Below are 16,271 nucleotides of genomic sequence, written 5' to 3'. Positions count from 1 at the left end.
AAGGGCCTAAGTGTCCCATAAAGCGTAGAAGGTGGCCCATAAACTAGGGGGAGTGTCCCACAAAAGGTGATAAGTCGCCCATAAAGAGGGTTGCGCCCATAAGAAGGGCCTAAGTGTCCCATAAAGCGTAGAAGGTGGCCCATAAACTAGTGGAAAATGTCCCATAAAAGGTGATAAGCCGCCCATAAAGCCAAATCTCTCCCCATAGAAGGTGTTTATGTGATGGCCCCCTACAATCCTAAGTGTTTCAAACAATTAGCTATAAAAAAAGTATCCAACCTAGAAAGGTCGGATACTTGATGAACAACTTTAAATGTTGCGGTTTAACATTCGCAATCCATTTAAGATTACTAGAATGGTGCTTCCTTCATGTCCAATGACACCCATAGGCAAGTCTACTACTTGCAAAAAGTTGGAGATGATCAGAAGAGCGATTACTGTGATAGAAAAGAAAATGTTCTGTTTGACGATTCGTTGCATTTTTCGAGACATTTTCACAGCGTATGCTATTTTGCTTAAATCATTTTTCATTAGAATGACATCGGCAGTTTCTAATGCTACGTCTGTTCCTTCACCCATTGCAAATCCAGTTGTTGCTGTTGCCAAGGCAGGCGCATCGTTAATCCCATCGCCTACCATTCCAACAAATTTGTGCTCTGCTAAAAGCTCCTTCATGTGTTGTACTTTAGTTTCTGGGAGACACTCCGCAATGTACTGGTCAATTCCTGCTTCTTTAGCAATTACATTTGCCGTTTTTTCATTGTCCCCAGTTAGCATGACTGTTTTAATACCTAGTGATTGTAACAGCTTAATAGCTTCTTTAGCTTCCTCTCGAACTGTATCCTTCAAAGCAGCTGCGGCAGCTATTCCTTTACTATCACGCATAAATATTACAGTCTTTCCTTCCTCCGCTAGAGCAGCCGCAACTCCTCCTTGGAATGCAAAAGCCTCGTCTTTGTTTACAAACTCAGGTTTACCGATTAAGATTTCTTCGTCATTTATAGTAGCCTTTAGCCCAAATCCTGGTTTGTCTTCAATAGGAATAATTGGTAGCTGGCTGATTCCTTCCGCAAATGCGAATGTAGAAATTGCTTGAGCTAACGGGTGATTCGATTGTGATTCGATGGTAGCAAGCAATTTAAGTGCTGATAGTCGGTCTAAGTCATCTCGTACAAAGAAGTCTGTCACTACTGGCTTACCTTGAGTTAAGGTACCTGTTTTATCTAGAGCTATAGCTTTCATTTCACTTATATTTTCTAAGTGCATTCCACCCTTAAACAAAATGCCGCTTTTTGCACCGTTTGAAATTGCTGCTAGCGTAGCTGGCATGATGGATGCTACAAGGGCACAAGGGGAAGCAACTACTAATAAAACCATTGCTCGATAAAAAGTAGTGGTCCAATCCCAGTCAAGTAAGTAATGAGGGAGAACCATCATCACTGCAACAGCAATTAAAACTACTTTTACATAAGATCCTTCAAATCGTTCGATAAATTGTTGGGCTGGAGATTTTTCATCTTGAGCCGTTTGGACAAGATCGATTATTTTTTGAAACAAGGAATTTTCATTGGTTTTAGTCATTTCCATCGTAATCGCACCACTTAAATTTACTGTACCAGCAAAAAGTGTATCGTTCGGCTTCTTGGAAAGGGGGAGAGACTCACCACTTATAGCTGCTTCATCAACTGATGTTAAGCCATTAATGACGATACCGTCAGCAGGAATTCTTTCTCCTGGTTTCACAACAAGCTTGTCACCGAGTATTAAATCCTTTATAGATACGCGTGTAGTACTTCCATCTGCTTGAAGCTTCCATGCTTCCTCAGGTTGGAGTTCCATTAACGAAGAGATTTCTTTTTTGCTTTTATTCATTGTATACGTTTCTAAGGCACCACTTACTGCGAATATAAAAATGAGAATCGCACCTTCAGTCCAGTAACCAATTATGGATGAACCAATGGCTGCAAGAATCATTAGCATTTCTACATTTAATTCTTTTTCTTTTATCGTTGCTTCAATACCTTCTTTAGCCTTAGCGAATCCACCAATTACAAAAGCTAACAGGTAGAAGATGATGGAGGCTGTTTCAAAACCTGAATTGCCTATAAGCCAAGCGATTAATATTAAAAGACCAGAAAATAGTGCTGCAACTAGTTCTATATGGGGCATTACTTTAGATAAAAATGTGTTTTTTTCTTCTATAGTTGACATTTAAATCCTCCTCTTGATATTGATTTTCATTATTATTTCTCTCTAAAATAAAGGAAAACTGGATTTTCACTAAGGAAAACCCAGTTAATTAAATTAAGTATCACTTTATAATCATTATAATCTAGAGAAATTTAACTGTCAACCATTTGATTTAAGCGAATACTGGCTCCTTGTACAAGGCTAATTTCTCTAATGAGGATTTATCTACATCTGCGTGAAGACTATTGCCGTGAGAGTCCATTGTAACAACAGCTGTGAAGTTTTCTACACGTAAATGCCACATTGCTTCAGGAATTCCAAATTCCATCAGATCAACACCTTCTACGTCTTTAATGCAGTCTGCGTAGTATTGAGCCGCACCGCCGATTGCGTTTAAATAAACACCACCATGCTCATGAAGGGCTGCTAGTGTTTTTGGTCCCATTCCACCTTTACCTATAACTGCGCGTATACCAAACTTTTTCATAATGTCACCTTGATATGGCTCCTCGCGAATAGAGGTGGTAGGGCCTGCAGCACGGACATGCCATTTTCCAGCCTCGTCCTTCTGCATAACTGGACCACAATGATAAATAATATGACCATCTAAATCAACTGGAGCATCGTGGCTCATTAAATGATGGTGGATAGCATCACGCCCTGTGTACATACGTCCAGTGATAGAAACAACATCGCCTACTTGAAGTGAGCGAATTTGTTCTTCTGTAATAGGAGCAGAAAGCTCGACAACTCTTTTTGGTGTTTCATTTTGAGCTTCATCTTTAAACTCAATTTTTTCACCATCTTGGTAATGCCATTCTGTAATATCTCCAGTAGAAGGATCAATATTTATGGCCATACGGCGATAAGCCCAGCAATTGTATGCTACTGATACATAGAAGCTTGCAGGAATACGGTGCATGACACCAATCTTACAACCTAGTAGAGTTGCCTCCCCACCAAAGCCCATTGTTCCAATTCCTAACGTGTTCGCTTTTTCTACGATATAAGCTTCTAGTTTTGCTAAATCTTCATTTGGATTTATATCATCTACAGAGCGGAATAACTGCTCCTTTGCTAAATCGTATCCTGAAGAACGATCTCCACCAATTCCGACGCCTATAAAGCCTGCTGAGCAGCCTTGACCTTGAGCTTGATACACTGAATGCAGAATACATTTACGTATACCATCCAAGTCTCTCCCTGCACGACCAAGCCCCTCTAATTCAGTAGGTAGGCTATATTGTATGTTTTTGTTTTCACATCCGCCACCCTTAAGGATCAGCTTCATTTCTATGTAATCTTTTTCCCATTGTTCAAACTTAACTACTGGAACACCTTCTCCTAAGTTATCTCCACTGTTTTTTCCAGTTATAGAGTCTACAGAGTTAGGACGTAGCTTAGCGTCTTTTGTAGCAGCAACAATAGCTCGTTTAATAGCTTCCTTAATTTCTAGTTGGTTCACCCCAACTGGAGTTTTTACCTTGAAGGTAGGTAGTCCAGTGTCCTGGCAAATTGGAGAAATATTTTCATCTGCCATTTGAATATTATTTGTAATGGTATCTAAGCTCATTGCAGCGCGAGTGCCTTCATTTTCAGCAGCCTTTGCTTTTTGAATGGCTCTTCTTACATCCTTAGGTAAGTTGGTAGAAGTCTCGGTAATCAGTTCATAGATACTTTTCTCTAATTGTCTCATTTGCATTTAGTTATGCCCCTTTAAATGTAGTTACAAACATTAACAAGTATACTATTTTACAAGAATGAAAAAAAGAGCAGTATAAAAGGCATCAGAAATATAATTTTCCGATGCCTTTAAATACTACTCCTTAGAGTCTTTAAATTGTTCCATTTTTAGTTCTAAGTCATCCATCATTTGAATAAGTCTGTCTATATCTTCTAAATTAGTCGTCTCAGGTTCAATAGAATCAAGTACTTCTAAAAACATTTGAAGTCGGTCTTTTAAATAAGATACTTGTTGTTCTGAATTTGATATTTGTTTGCCCACAGAAAAACACCTCACTTTATAAGATAAGAATATAACAAGATGAACTTAAAAGATAGGTAAAAAGAGTTATTTTATAAATTAGTGTATTTAAAATATTTACACTATTCAGTTTATATGATAAAGTAACATTAAGTTATACGAAAGGAGGCCGTAGTGAAGAGTCGAAAACCAATTAACCATTTGAAGGAGGCGGTTCAGACATTTCACCGGCAAAATAGCCGCAAATGCAGTTATGAATACTCACAAGGATATAAGTAATATATAAAGGCTCAGTCAATCTTAAACGATATTGACTGGGCCTTTTGTTGTTTATAGAAAAGCTAAATTTTGTTATGATAACCTGTATGAAAATTAAATAGTGAAGAGGTTATCTTATGCAACAATTTACAGCTACAGAGAGCAGACGATTTAAGATTTTAGTTATTATTGTTTCAATTTCAGGTTTTTCTCAAGGAATGCTTTTACCACTAATCTCTGTTATTTTTGAGCAGGATGGGGTAAGCGCTACATTAAATGGGTTAAGTGCTACAGGTTTATACATAGGTACTTTATTAATATCACCTTTCATTGAGCTTCCATTACGGAAATACGGATATAAGCCGATGATTGTAGTCGGTGGTCTTATAGTTATCGTTTCACTTCTACTTTTTCCTTTATGGAAAAGTGTTGCATTTTGGTTTGTCCTTCGGCTGTTAATAGGAATTGGTGATCATGCTCTTCATTTTTCTACTCAAACATGGATAACAAGTTTTTCTCCTCAGCATCGTTTGGGAAGAAATATAGCCATCTATGGATTATCTTTTGGAGTTGGCTTTGCAGTTGGTCCTTTGTTCGTTCAATTGGTAGAAATTTTTGAAGGACTTCCTTTTATCGTTTCTGGACTTTTATGTTTGTGTGCATGGGTATTGGTGTTTTTTATAAAGAATGAGAAGCCCGAAGCCTTTTCCTCATCAAACTCCGCAAATGGAACTTGGAAACGATTTGGTGCAGCCTTTGGAGTAGCATGGATAGCTTTTATCCCTCCGTTTAGCTATGGCTTTTTAGAATCATCTTTAAATGCGATCTATCCTGTATATGCGTTACGAAATTCGATAGAAATTAGTGATCTATCGTATATTCTAGCTGCATTTTCTATTGGTGGTGTAGTCTCTCAATTACCGCTTGGTATGCTGAGTGACCGCCTTGGAAGAAGACAGGTGCTATATAGTATGCTTGGATTGGGTGCTATCACATTCGGATTAGCCAGCTTTTTTGAGGCTTCTGCTATAATTGTAGGTACATTTTTCTTCATAGCAGGAACTTTTGTAGGTTCTACATTTTCTCTTGGAATTGCTTATATGACCGACCTCACACCAAAAGAGCTTTTACCAACCGGTAATTTAATTTGTGGTATATTTTTTAGCTTAGGAAGTCTATCAGGTCCTTTCTTTGGTGGGTTGTTCATTCAATTATTTGAGGGAGTCAGCTTTTTGTTACTTATTTCGCACTATTAGGCGTAATGGCTATCATAATATTTTTTACTAAAACTAATCGTTCCAATACAGTATAACCAATTTCAAAAAATGGATTCAGACCACCAAAGTTCACGGAGCTATGGTGGTCTAATTTTATTTATTATTCTAACTTCTCTCAATTCTATTGACATTCAAGTTTCATTTATTATAATTGTAAAGCTTCATTTACATTTGATTTTTAAAGAAAAGGAGAACAATTTATGTGGTTTATATTTGCTCTAGTAACTGCCCTTGCATGGGGAGGAGCAGACTTATTTTATAAAAAGGGAACAGACCCTAAGGATAAATTTAGTCATCTTAAAATAGTTGTAATGGTAGGCTTGGTTATGGGAATCCACGGAACATTTTATATGCTCTTAAAGGGTATTCAATTTGATCCAATGGATATGTTGTTATACTTACCTGTGTCGGCCCTTTACATATTGTCAATGGCTATTGGTTATATAGGGTTGAGATATTTAGAATTATCAATAGCATCGCCTGTTCAAAACTCATCAGGAGCTATTACAACCATTCTATTATTTATCTTCTTTACGCATTCGTTAAGTGCATTAGAAATAATTTCAATTATTATCATTACTCTAGGAGTAATTGGACTTGCCGTCTTTGAAAAACAAATGGAAAAACAAGTGCTTCAAGCAAACCCTAAGACGATAGATACGAAATACACGATTGGTTTTATGGCTATTATTTTCCCAATTTTATATGCCTTGATTGATGGGCTAGGTACTTTTGCGGATGCTGTGTATTTAGATGAGCTTAGTCTAATAGGAGAGGATGCAGCTCTACTTGCTTATGAGTTTACATTCTTTATTTGTGCTGTAGTTGCTTTTGTTTACCTAAAAGCTATTAAGAAGGTTCCTTTTAATATATTTAAAGAGCGAGATAAAACAAGCGCTGCCATTTTAGAAACAATAGGTCAATTCTTTTATGTATTTGCTATGTCTTCAAATGCAATTATTGCAGCACCAATCATTGCTTCATATAGTATTTTTTCAGTACTACTCTCCAGAATCTTTTTGAAAGAGAAGCTCACGAAAAAGCAATATGCTGTAATTATTGTAGTGATTGTCGGAATTGCACTATTAGGAATTGCAGATGAACTATAAAAGATGCTAGGACAAGACTAAAAAAACACTATTTTTCTCATCGAGAAAATAGTGTTTTTTTGCATAAAGAAAATTGATTTCCATTCCGGGTACGCTTTCCGGGGGCACGGCTCGAGTCTGTAGTCTCTCACTCGTGCTGTTCCCCCAGGAGTCGCCCCTTCACTGCAATCAATTTAAAGATTATCAGATGCTTACTAGGGATAAAAGCTACTTGTTTTTGAAAATTACGCTTATGTCCCAGCCTCGTTTGTTTGTATTACGGTTTTAAAACAAATTTAATGCTTTCTTCTTCATGGTCATGGAATATTTTATATGCTTCACTAGCCTGCTCAAGTGGAACGCTATGTGTAATGATTTGTGTAGGGTCAACGTCACCTTTTGTAATCATTTCATATATCTTTGGCATATAGTGTACTACAGGCGCTTGTCCTGTTTTAATATTAATATTTCGCTCGAAAATATTTCCAAGAGGGAACATATTGTAATTCGATCCATATACACCGGTTAATTGAATTGTACCAAATTTACGTACAGCATCAATTCCAATATCAAGGGCACTTAAAGTACCACCTTGGAGTTTTAGTTTTTGCCCAACTTTTTCTAATGTAGACATTTTACCATCCATACCTACACAGTCGATTACAACATCTACACCACCATTTGTGATTTCTCGAATATATTTTCCCATGTGATCATACTCTTCAAAGTTATACGCTTCAACTTTATTCATCTTTACAGCATGATTCAAACGATATGGTAAATGATCGACAGCTATAACACGCTTAGCACCTTTCATCCAAGCAAACTTCTGCACCATTAATCCGATAGGTCCTGATCCTAAAACAGCGACCGTATCACCTTCTTTCATACCTGAATGCTCTACGCTCCAGTAAGCTGTAGGTAGAACATCTGAGAGAAATAATAATGATTCATCCTCTAGCTCACAAGACTCAGGTATTTTAAATGGTAAATAATTTCCGTATGGTACGCGTAAATACTCTGCTTGACCTCCAGGATAGTCACCGTATCGTTCTGTAAATCCAAAGTATGCTCCGGAATCTATTACCGGATTTTCATTGGAATTGTCACACTGACTTTCCATTTCATTTTGACAATAAAAGCATTCACCACAGGAAATGTTAAAAGGAATTACAACGCGGTCACCCTTTTTAACTTTTGTAACAGAGGGGCCAACTTCTTCAACTATTCCCATTGGTTCGTGACCAATTACATAATCCTTACGAGCTGGCACTGCACCTCTGTAAATATGTAAATCGGACCCGCAAATAGCTGTAGTAGTAATACGCACGACAATATCATCGCTTTTTTCAATTTTTGCATCTGGTACTTCTTTTACTTGAACATCTTTTGCACCTTGATAAGTAACAGCCTTCAAATGATCTCCTCCTATTAATAAGTACTTTTTCTATAATAATTATTACCCTAAGTAAGGTAAAAAAAACTCTTTTTTGAAAGAATCAGTCTTTTATTATTTTGTTAAGAGTATCTTCTTTCCCATTCTCATTATTAGGTAAAATGGATAACTCACCGTTTGGCTCCAAAATGACAGCACGGACTTCTTCCATAGATAAATTACTTTCTAAACGAACAGCTTGAATCATTTCATCTTTACGAATTCGTTCCTTCTCCATCGTTTTAACGAAAAAATTACCATTGTAAAAGAGTAATGCTGGATCGCTAGTAACTACATCATCAAATGTATTACTTTTCCTACTACTAAAAGAAAAAATCCATTGTAAAGCTACCAATACAAATAATGCAGCTATCCCATCAAAAATGGAAATCTTACTATCGAGCATGATAGTAGCTAATACGGATCCAATAGAAACAGTAATAACAAGATCAAAAGCATTTAGCTGAGCGAGTGACCGTTTACCAGCTACCCTTAATAAGATAATCAAGAAAATATAAGCCATTATCCCTAACAAGAATATTCGTCCAATTTCCATCCAGTTTAAATCAAACAATTATTAGCCTCCTAAAAATGTTTATTTTTCTTTACCACCATCTATATAAATAAAACATGAAGAATGCTAACAACTTAAAGAATAGGAGTGGATTCATGAAAAAATTATATATGTTTTCGTTAATTTTAATACTTTCCTGTATATTAGCGGCATGTAGTCAGAAAGAGAATAGTAAAACAACTGAAACTGATATAGCGGAGGAAGTAAATGAGGAACAAGACCACGATCACGATGATCACGAGGGACATGACCACGAAGAAGATAGTGTTGAATTAGATTATAAAAAATTAGATGAAGCAATTGCAAAAGTCCTAAATGAGATTCCGAGCTTCTCAGTTCAAAGTGAAATAGAGAGAGGTACAAAAGAAGATCTTGTTAACTATTTTAATGCAGATAAAATGGAGTTTCGCTTAAAGGTAGAGCGTGTTATAGGCAATCAGGAGTATAATAGTGAAGAACTAAAGGCATATGCCGAATACTATGTGGAAGAGAACTTATTAGCAATTGATATCGCTAAGAAAAAGTATAATATTGAAGTTACTAAATCAGAGGTAACAAGTTTTATAGATGATAATGTAAAAGCTGTAGTGCCAGAAGAGAAGAAGCTATATGCAAATAGTATAGGGGTCACTTTAGAGGAACTAGACAACATTTTTGATAGGGACATCTATATAATGGACGTGCTATGGTCTAAGCTTACTCCCATACTAATGGAAAAGCATCCCCAGGCTGTTGGGGAAAGCGAAGTAGAATATATGAATAGGCTCACGAATGACTTCTATGATATATAAGAGAATACTAATTGAGTCAATTTCGCAATTACTGGAGTTTTATATGAATAAGTAGAATTGATTTCCGCTCTGGCTGACGCTTCTTCGCGGGGAGGGGGGAGCGATAAGCCATCACACATAGCTTATGCGCTTGTTGTGATGGCTTAGCTGTTTCACTCATCCCCTAAAACTCACTGAAAACGCGACAATCCAAACAGAGAGAATATATAAATGAATTTACTCAGTTGAATAATCGCACCCGACGGCAGAAATGGTAATGGGGTAAGTCTATCTCTTTTAGTAGGTTAATAATTCTTTTTTTGAAACAATACGCCATTCATTTGCTACAAGTTTGTCTATATAGTCATTGATACAAATTTCCTCTAATTCACTTGCAAGTGGATATAGAGATACATAGCATTCATTTGTCTCATAATTTATAGTAACTTTCACTACCTCATATCCATTATGAAATCTTGCGTCAAATCCGGGGTCATCAATTATATCTCCTTTAACAGGACGAATCGTTGATTCAAATGTTTTCATTACCAATTGAGTCCTATTATTTTCTATTTGTTCTTTCGAAGATGTTAGTAAAATGAGCATTTTGATTTTCATTGTTTGTCTCCCTTAAATCAATTAATTTGTTACTTATAGTTTGTATCATGTCACCAAAAAGTTCCTTCACAGAAAATCAACCATAGCCTTTTCAAATAAAACTACGCTCGCTAACCTATTTTTCGTAAGCTTTTTTAGAGGATAAATAATTCTATAGCGCTTCATCTTTTTCCAACTTCATAGAAGGATGACAGTGACAGTCAATTGTATGGTCATTGATCATTCCAACTGCCTGCATATATGAATAACAGACTTTACTTCCTACAAATACAAAGCCATCCTTTTTAAGACGCTTACTCATTGTATCGCTTAGCTCATTGAAGATGGGGACTTCATTTATAGAAGTCCAATGATTGAGGATAGGGGTTCCATTTACAAAACTCCAAATGTAATTAGAAAAAGATCCATGTTCTTTTTGAATTCGGAGAAAAGCATGTGCATTTGTCAACACACTAAGTATTTTTACACGATTTCGGACGATCCCGCTGTCTTCTCGGAGAGATTGAATTTTATCCTCAGTGTATTGAATGATTTTATGAGCATCAAAGTGATCAAATGCTCGACGATAATTATCTCGTTTCTGTAGAATTGTCCACCAACTCAAACCAGCTTGAGCTCCTTCTAAGCATAGCATCTCAAATAATAGCCTATCCTCATAAATAGGAACGCCCCATTCATTGTCATGATAGTCTAAGTATAAAGGATCTTTTCCAACCACCCACGCACATCTAGTAACCAATGTCATCAACCTTTCTAAAAGGGAACGTATATTCTATTTTTATTGTAAGGTAAATTCAGAAAAATAGCAATATATATATAGTCTAAAGTGTATATGAAAGAAGCCTTTTGAAAAAGCTTTGTTAAAGTTAATGGTTGATTTTGATTAAAGAATTCTTTTTTATGTGACTATAAACATTACAAAAGTGATGATTCAAATGACTATTAAGAACGTAAGTAGGTTATGAATTAGGGGTAGTGACAGTTTTTGGCTTAGTTTAGGAGAGTAATTTTATAAGCACTAAGCCCAACCCTATAACATAGCCTTTGAAAAAGATAAAATTAGTTTTACTTGAGAAAAAGAGCTTCGAAAATTCTACTGTTCGTAGTATTTTCGAAGCTCTTGTTATTCCATATTATCGATCTTTATCTTCATCGCCCCAGCACTCTACTTCTCCAATGTCAGGAACATTCTTCTTGTAGAATACAGGATCTAAACCTTTTTTACGTTGTGATACATAATCATTAATAACACGTTTAGCAATCTTCCAAAGCATTAAAATAGCTAACAGGTTAATGATTGCCATTACAGCCATAAAGAGATCCGCTAAGTCCCAAACTAACTGAACTTTTGCAACAGAACCAAACATAACGAAAGCTACTACTAGCACACGGAAAATAAGCAGCATAGTTTTAGATTCCTTGATAAAACCGATGTTCGTTTCCCCGTAGTAGTAATTCCCTATTACTGAGCTGAAGGCAAACATGAATATAGCTATAGCTAAAAATGTACTTGCCCAGCCACCTAAATTATCAACTAAAGAAACTTGTGTCAGGTTGACCGAAGCAGCTTCTGAATGAAGGTAAGCATCGCTCATTAAAACAATAGCAGCGGTTGATGTACAAACAATGATTGTATCAATAAATACACCAAGTGTTTGAATAAGCCCTTGTTTTACAGGGTGAGTTACCGACGCAGTAGCAGCTGCGTTTGGCGCAGAACCCATACCAGCTTCATTTGAGAATAACCCTCGTTTAATTCCATTCATGATAGCAGCTCCGACCATACCAGCAAAAGCCTCTTCGAAGCCAAAAGCAGATTTGAATATAAGGATGAATACATTTGGTAGCTCACTGATATTCAAAAATACTACAAGGAGAGCAACTGCAATATATGCTATTGCCATAACTGGTACTAAAATTTGCGTAACGCTAACTATACGTTTAAGACCACCAAAAACTATGATAGCAGTAATTATAGATAAAATAACGCCAACTACTACTCGGCTTGATCCGAAGCTTTCTTCAAATGCAATAGTAATTGTATTAGCTTGGACCGCGTTAAACACAAACCCATAGGTAAGGGAAATAACAACTGCAAAAAGAATTCCCATCCACCGCTTGTTTAAGCCTTTTTCCATGTAATAGGCTGGACCACCGCGATACATTCTACCATCTTTAACTTTATATACTTGGGCTAAAGTGCTTTCAATTAAAGAAGATGCTCCGCCGATAATAGCAATCATCCACATCCAAAAAATAGCTCCAGGACCACCAAGTGCAATAGCGGTTGCAACCCCAGCAATGTTACCAGTCCCTATGCGAGAGGCAGCGGATATCGTAAATGCCTGAAAGGAGGAAACTCCTTTTTTTCCTGTACTATCGATCGTGGCTTTTTCCGAAACAACACGGAACATTTCTGGTATTAATCTAATCTGAATAAATCTAGTTTTTATTGTAAAAAACAATCCCACTCCTACTAAGAGTACGATCAGGATGTAGGAATATAAAGCATTATTCACATCCTGTAACATACTTTCAAACAAATCCATTATTAATTCCTCCTAAAAATCGGTAACGCTTATTATGTAATCTTCATATATAGATTGCTTTTATTACGCTATTCTATAACACGTCACAAGAATAAAGTGAAATGTGCTGGATAAATAAATAGAGCTGGTTTATAAAAACCAACTCTTTATTTACTAACTGAAATATTACAATTACTAATAATTTTATAACAAAAAAATCAAAGAGGAAAGCGTAAATATATTATATGTGCAGGAGATATAAAAAAATATGGATAAAAAGATAGCTCTTTTTATCCATAAATTAGTTAAAGAGGAGATAGCTCTGCTCTTTCCTTATCTGTAAATACACGAGAATGAATATGAAATGAAATTCCTTCTGTACTTTCAAGAGAAAAGGCAGCTCCCATGCCATCAACAACATCTAATATTAGCTGTGTATGCTGCCAATAAGTATAGTGGGACTGATGCATATAATATGGTGCATTTCCAACAGTACCAAGAAGCAAGTCACGACTTCCTATATAGAAGTCACCTTGCTTATAGCACATTGGAGCAGAACCATCGCAGCAGCCAGCAGACTGTACGAACATAATTGCCCCATGCTTTGCCTCAAGCTCTTGAATTAGATCAAGAGCTTTATCCGTTGCTACGATGCGTTCTACCATTCTGTCATCTCATTTCTAACTTCTTAGAAGAAGCCCATTGCAGATTTATTGTAGCTTACTAACATACATTTTGTTTGTTGGTAATGCTCAAGCATCATTAAGTGGTTTTCGCGACCGATACCTGATTGTTTGTAACCGCCAAATGCAGCATGTGCTGGGTATTGGTGATATGTGTTTGTCCAAACACGACCTGCTTGGATTGCACGACCTGCACGGTAAGCAGTGTCAATGTTACGAGACCAAACACCAGCTCCTAAACCAAACTCAGAATCGTTAGCAATTTCCATTGCTTCGTCAAAGTCTTTGAATGTTGTAACAGAAAGTACTGGTCCAAAGATTTCTTCTTGGAAAATACGCATTTTGTTGTCGCCTTTAAATACTGTTGGAGCAATATAGTAACCGCCTTCGTGGTCACCTTCTAATTTATTTTGAGTTCCACCGATTAACAATTCAGCGCCTTCTTCTTTACCTATTTCGATATAAGAAAGAATTTTTTGTAATTGTTGGTTAGAAGCTTGAGCACCCATCATAACTTCTGTATCAAGTGGGTTACCAATTTTAATTGCTTTAATGCGTTCTAATGCACGCTCCATGAATTTTTCATAGATTGATTCTTGAACAAGTGCACGAGATGGACAAGTACAAATTTCACCTGAGTTAAGTGCGAATAATACTAAACCTTCGATTGCTTTGTCTAAGTACTCATCATCTGCATCCATAACATCCTCGAAGAATACGTTAGGTGATTTACCACCAAGCTCTAATGTTACAGGGATAATATTTTCAGTTGCATATTGCATGATCAAACGACCAACACCAGTAGAACCAGTGAATGCTACTTTTTGAATACGTGGGTTAGTTGCAAGTGGTTTCCCAACTTCTGCACCGAAACCGTTTACAACGTTTAAAACGCCTTTTGGTAAAATATCTTGAATAAGCTCTAAAAGGACCATTAATGAAGCAGGTGTTTGTTCAGCAGGCTTCATAACGATTGTATTACCAGCAGCTAAAGCTGGAGCGATTTTCCAAACAGCCATTAATAATGGGAAGTTCCAAGGAATAATTTGTCCAACTACACCGATTGGCTCGTGGAAGTGGTATGCTACAGTATCGTTATCGATCTGGCTGATTCTACCTTCTTGAGCACGGATAGCTCCTGCAAAATAACGGAAGTGGTCAATTGCTAGTGGGATGTCAGCATTCAATGTTTCACGAACTGCTTTACCATTGTCCCAAGTTTCAGCAACTGCAATTTTTTCTAGGTTTTGTTCCATGCGATCTGCAATTTTGTTTAAAATAATTGCGCGATAAGCTACAGATGTTTGAGCCCAAGCACCTTTAGCAGCATGAGCAGCATCTAATGCAAGCTCAATGTCAGCTTCAGTGGAGCGAGCTGCTTGAGTAAATACTTTACCGGTAAGTGGTGAAACTACATCAAAGTACTCTCCATTAACTGGAGCTACCCATTCTCCACCGATAAAGTTATCATAACGTTCTTTAAAATCAACTACTGCACCAGCAGTATTAGGATTAGCATAAATCATATATCTTACCCCCAAATTTTTATAGTGCGATTTGCTAGACGTCAGACGACGTTGTAGCAATAATCAAATCATGCACCAATTAAAAAAAGAATGCAAGATGAATTTTCAATTTTTATTCACATTTTAAAATAAAAGTTTCTTTTTAATATTGAAAATATACAATTGGTTTTATTACTACAAATTGCCATAAGTAGTTGGTCTATAACAAGATTAAGCTAATAAGATAAGGGAGAGTATATGTGTTTTATAACAGTTGAAAAATGAATATACATGTATTTTTATACAGTTTAATTAATTCCTAATGCTGTTTCTAATGAGCAGCCAATGAATCATTCCATAAAGTAGGTTTTTTCCCCTAGTCGAGCGTTCGCCCATTTCATAAGATCAACAACAGCCACCTTGGCACAAATATTTTGCAATATTCTTTTGAAAAGTGAGAGACATAACTAGTCTCACAATTTAAAAAACGTGAAATCGAATATTTCCGATTTCACGTTTTCATTTATAGAGCAAGTCCATAAACTTTCTACTTTAGTTGTTTGAAGAGGAGGTGGAGACTACTGCAGGAATAGCGTGAGCGTAAAAGCCTAAGCAGGAGCAAGCCGAGGAGATTGAAGCTTCGCCCCCTGCAACTCGAAAACAATTACAGATCACTGGAATAGAAGCTCCGAAAACTTTACCAGGTCGTAAAATGTTCGAGGCTGTTTCTTTTCGGAGTGTTGGTTGTCCGTACCCCAATAGTTAACCTCTATATTTAATAGCTAATCCCTTTAAGAAATTCCGGGCAAATTTATCGCCACATTCTTTATAGTTACGGTGGCCTTCCTTGCGTAGGATGGCACTTAGTTCGCTTTTCGTGATAGCCACTCTAGCTTCCTCCAAGATATCAATCATGTCCTCACTTGTTAAAGCAAGTGCAATCTTTACTTTTTTTAGAAGCATGTTATTAACACTTTCTGTACTACCAGATGTAGAGGGAGGGGCCACTGGTTGTCCTGGCTTTGGCTCCTGGGGTCCTCTTTTAAAAGTAATAAGACCATTTAAAAAGGCTTCTAACGTTTTATTGTTGCACTTGATTTGATTGTCATCATCCTCAATATCATCTTCATATTCATTATCAAAGTGATCCTTGGATTTAGTTAAAAGCTTCAACACATCTTCTTTTGAAATTTCTATACCACCAAGCTTAAAGATTTCTACCATTTCTTTGTTCTTGATATCTAAAGCGTATCGCAAACGTATTAATATGTCGTTATTTTCCATTTTATATGAATCCTCCTAGCAATATCAAAATACATCCTCAGTTATGTAATAGCCTTCCCGGTAAAGGGATAAACGAT

Annotated in this window: 14 protein-coding genes; 3 read left to right on the top strand and 11 right to left on the bottom strand. The window is 36.6% G+C overall.

Features of this window, described 5'->3' with window-relative positions; all coding sequences use genetic code 11:
* Positions 1-309: 309 nt before the first annotated feature.
* The 3 genes from MKY09_RS15305 to MKY09_RS15295 form a co-directional block, all read right to left on the bottom strand.
* Complete coding sequence (locus MKY09_RS15305) at positions 310-2,211, bottom strand: heavy metal translocating P-type ATPase (protein WP_342567047.1); 1,902 nt, start codon at positions 2,209-2,211, stop codon at positions 310-312.
* A 151-nt stretch (positions 2,212-2,362) separates the two neighbouring features.
* Complete coding sequence (locus MKY09_RS15300) at positions 2,363-3,892, bottom strand: fumarate hydratase (protein ID WP_298470990.1); 1,530 nt, start codon at positions 3,890-3,892, stop codon at positions 2,363-2,365.
* 117 nt (positions 3,893-4,009) lie between these two features.
* Positions 4,010-4,195 (bottom strand): SE1561 family protein, encoded by a 186-nt coding sequence (locus MKY09_RS15295; RefSeq protein WP_169360745.1) that lies wholly within the window; start codon positions 4,193-4,195, stop codon positions 4,010-4,012.
* A 374-nt stretch (positions 4,196-4,569) separates the two neighbouring features.
* On the opposite strand from MKY09_RS15295, the gene MKY09_RS15290 reads away from it, so the two are divergent.
* The gene (locus MKY09_RS15290; RefSeq protein ID WP_342567046.1) at positions 4,570-5,688 is read left to right on the top strand and encodes an MFS transporter; all 1,119 of its coding nucleotides are present in this window, start codon (positions 4,570-4,572) and stop codon (positions 5,686-5,688) included.
* Between the two features lie 221 nt (positions 5,689-5,909).
* The gene (locus MKY09_RS15285) at positions 5,910-6,818 is read left to right on the top strand and encodes an EamA family transporter (protein ID WP_169360779.1); all 909 of its coding nucleotides are present in this window, start codon (positions 5,910-5,912) and stop codon (positions 6,816-6,818) included.
* A 256-nt stretch (positions 6,819-7,074) separates the two neighbouring features.
* Here the strand turns inward: MKY09_RS15285 and MKY09_RS15280 are convergent, their stop codons facing one another.
* Both MKY09_RS15280 and MKY09_RS15275 read right to left on the bottom strand, forming a co-directional pair.
* A complete protein-coding gene (locus tag MKY09_RS15280; RefSeq protein WP_169360778.1) occupies positions 7,075-8,214 on the bottom strand; it encodes a zinc-dependent alcohol dehydrogenase in 1,140 nt (379 codons plus the stop codon).
* 82 nt (positions 8,215-8,296) lie between these two features.
* Positions 8,297-8,806 carry a YetF domain-containing protein gene (locus MKY09_RS15275; protein ID WP_169360777.1) on the bottom strand — a complete coding sequence of 170 codons (510 nt, stop codon included), beginning with the start codon at positions 8,804-8,806 and terminating at the stop codon, positions 8,297-8,299.
* A 95-nt stretch (positions 8,807-8,901) separates the two neighbouring features.
* Between MKY09_RS15275 and MKY09_RS15270 the strand changes: the two genes are divergently transcribed.
* Entirely contained in the window at positions 8,902-9,597 is a 696-nt protein-coding gene (locus MKY09_RS15270) for a hypothetical protein (protein ID WP_342567045.1), read from the top strand.
* Positions 9,598-9,873: 276 nt separating this feature from the next.
* On the opposite strand, the gene MKY09_RS15265 is transcribed toward MKY09_RS15270, so the two are convergent.
* From MKY09_RS15265 to MKY09_RS15240, 6 genes are all read right to left on the bottom strand, one after another.
* Entirely contained in the window at positions 9,874-10,194 is a 321-nt protein-coding gene (locus MKY09_RS15265; RefSeq protein WP_342567044.1) for a hypothetical protein, read from the bottom strand.
* A gap of 151 nt (positions 10,195-10,345) precedes the next feature.
* On the bottom strand, positions 10,346-10,933 hold the full coding sequence (locus tag MKY09_RS15260) for a DNA-3-methyladenine glycosylase I (protein ID WP_342567043.1): 588 nt from the start codon (positions 10,931-10,933) through the stop codon (positions 10,346-10,348).
* Between the two features lie 394 nt (positions 10,934-11,327).
* Complete coding sequence (locus tag MKY09_RS15255; protein ID WP_342567042.1) at positions 11,328-12,743, bottom strand: alanine/glycine:cation symporter family protein; 1,416 nt, start codon at positions 12,741-12,743, stop codon at positions 11,328-11,330.
* Between the two features lie 284 nt (positions 12,744-13,027).
* Positions 13,028-13,387, bottom strand: a complete 360-nt coding sequence (locus MKY09_RS15250) for a DUF779 domain-containing protein (protein WP_169360772.1) — start codon at positions 13,385-13,387, stop codon at positions 13,028-13,030.
* Between the two features lie 23 nt (positions 13,388-13,410).
* The gene (locus MKY09_RS15245; protein ID WP_169360771.1) at positions 13,411-14,931 is read right to left on the bottom strand and encodes an aldehyde dehydrogenase family protein; all 1,521 of its coding nucleotides are present in this window, start codon (positions 14,929-14,931) and stop codon (positions 13,411-13,413) included.
* A 741-nt stretch (positions 14,932-15,672) separates the two neighbouring features.
* Positions 15,673-16,194, bottom strand: a complete 522-nt coding sequence (locus tag MKY09_RS15240) for a DUF1456 family protein (RefSeq protein ID WP_298471006.1) — start codon at positions 16,192-16,194, stop codon at positions 15,673-15,675.
* Positions 16,195-16,271 lie beyond the last annotated feature (77 nt).

This window comes from Psychrobacillus sp. FSL K6-4046 (assembly GCF_038624605.1).
GTDB lineage: Bacteria > Bacillota > Bacilli > Bacillales_A > Planococcaceae > Psychrobacillus.
Note: the sequence above shows the minus strand (reverse complement) of the source record. Positions and strands in the feature narration are given on the sequence as shown.

Excerpts from the sequence above, each read along its gene's own strand:
- MKY09_RS15305 (WP_342567047.1), bottom strand. The coding sequence starts at position 2,211 with ATGTCAACTATAGAAGAAAAAAACACATTTTTATCTAAAGTAATGCCC.
- MKY09_RS15300 (WP_298470990.1), bottom strand. The coding sequence starts at position 3,892 with ATGCAAATGAGACAATTAGAGAAAAGTATCTATGAACTGATTACCGAG.
- MKY09_RS15290 (WP_342567046.1), top strand. The coding sequence starts at position 4,570 with ATGCAACAATTTACAGCTACAGAGAGCAGACGATTTAAGATTTTAGTT.
- MKY09_RS15285 (WP_169360779.1), top strand. The coding sequence starts at position 5,910 with ATGTGGTTTATATTTGCTCTAGTAACTGCCCTTGCATGGGGAGGAGCA.
- MKY09_RS15270 (WP_342567045.1), top strand. The coding sequence starts at position 8,902 with ATGAAAAAATTATATATGTTTTCGTTAATTTTAATACTTTCCTGTATA.
- MKY09_RS15265 (WP_342567044.1), bottom strand. The coding sequence starts at position 10,194 with ATGAAAATCAAAATGCTCATTTTACTAACATCTTCGAAAGAACAAATA.
- MKY09_RS15255 (WP_342567042.1), bottom strand. The coding sequence starts at position 12,743 with ATGGATTTGTTTGAAAGTATGTTACAGGATGTGAATAATGCTTTATAT.
- MKY09_RS15250 (WP_169360772.1), bottom strand. The coding sequence starts at position 13,387 with ATGGTAGAACGCATCGTAGCAACGGATAAAGCTCTTGATCTAATTCAA.
- MKY09_RS15245 (WP_169360771.1), bottom strand. The coding sequence starts at position 14,931 with ATGATTTATGCTAATCCTAATACTGCTGGTGCAGTAGTTGATTTTAAA.
- MKY09_RS15240 (WP_298471006.1), bottom strand. The coding sequence starts at position 16,194 with ATGGAAAATAACGACATATTAATACGTTTGCGATACGCTTTAGATATC.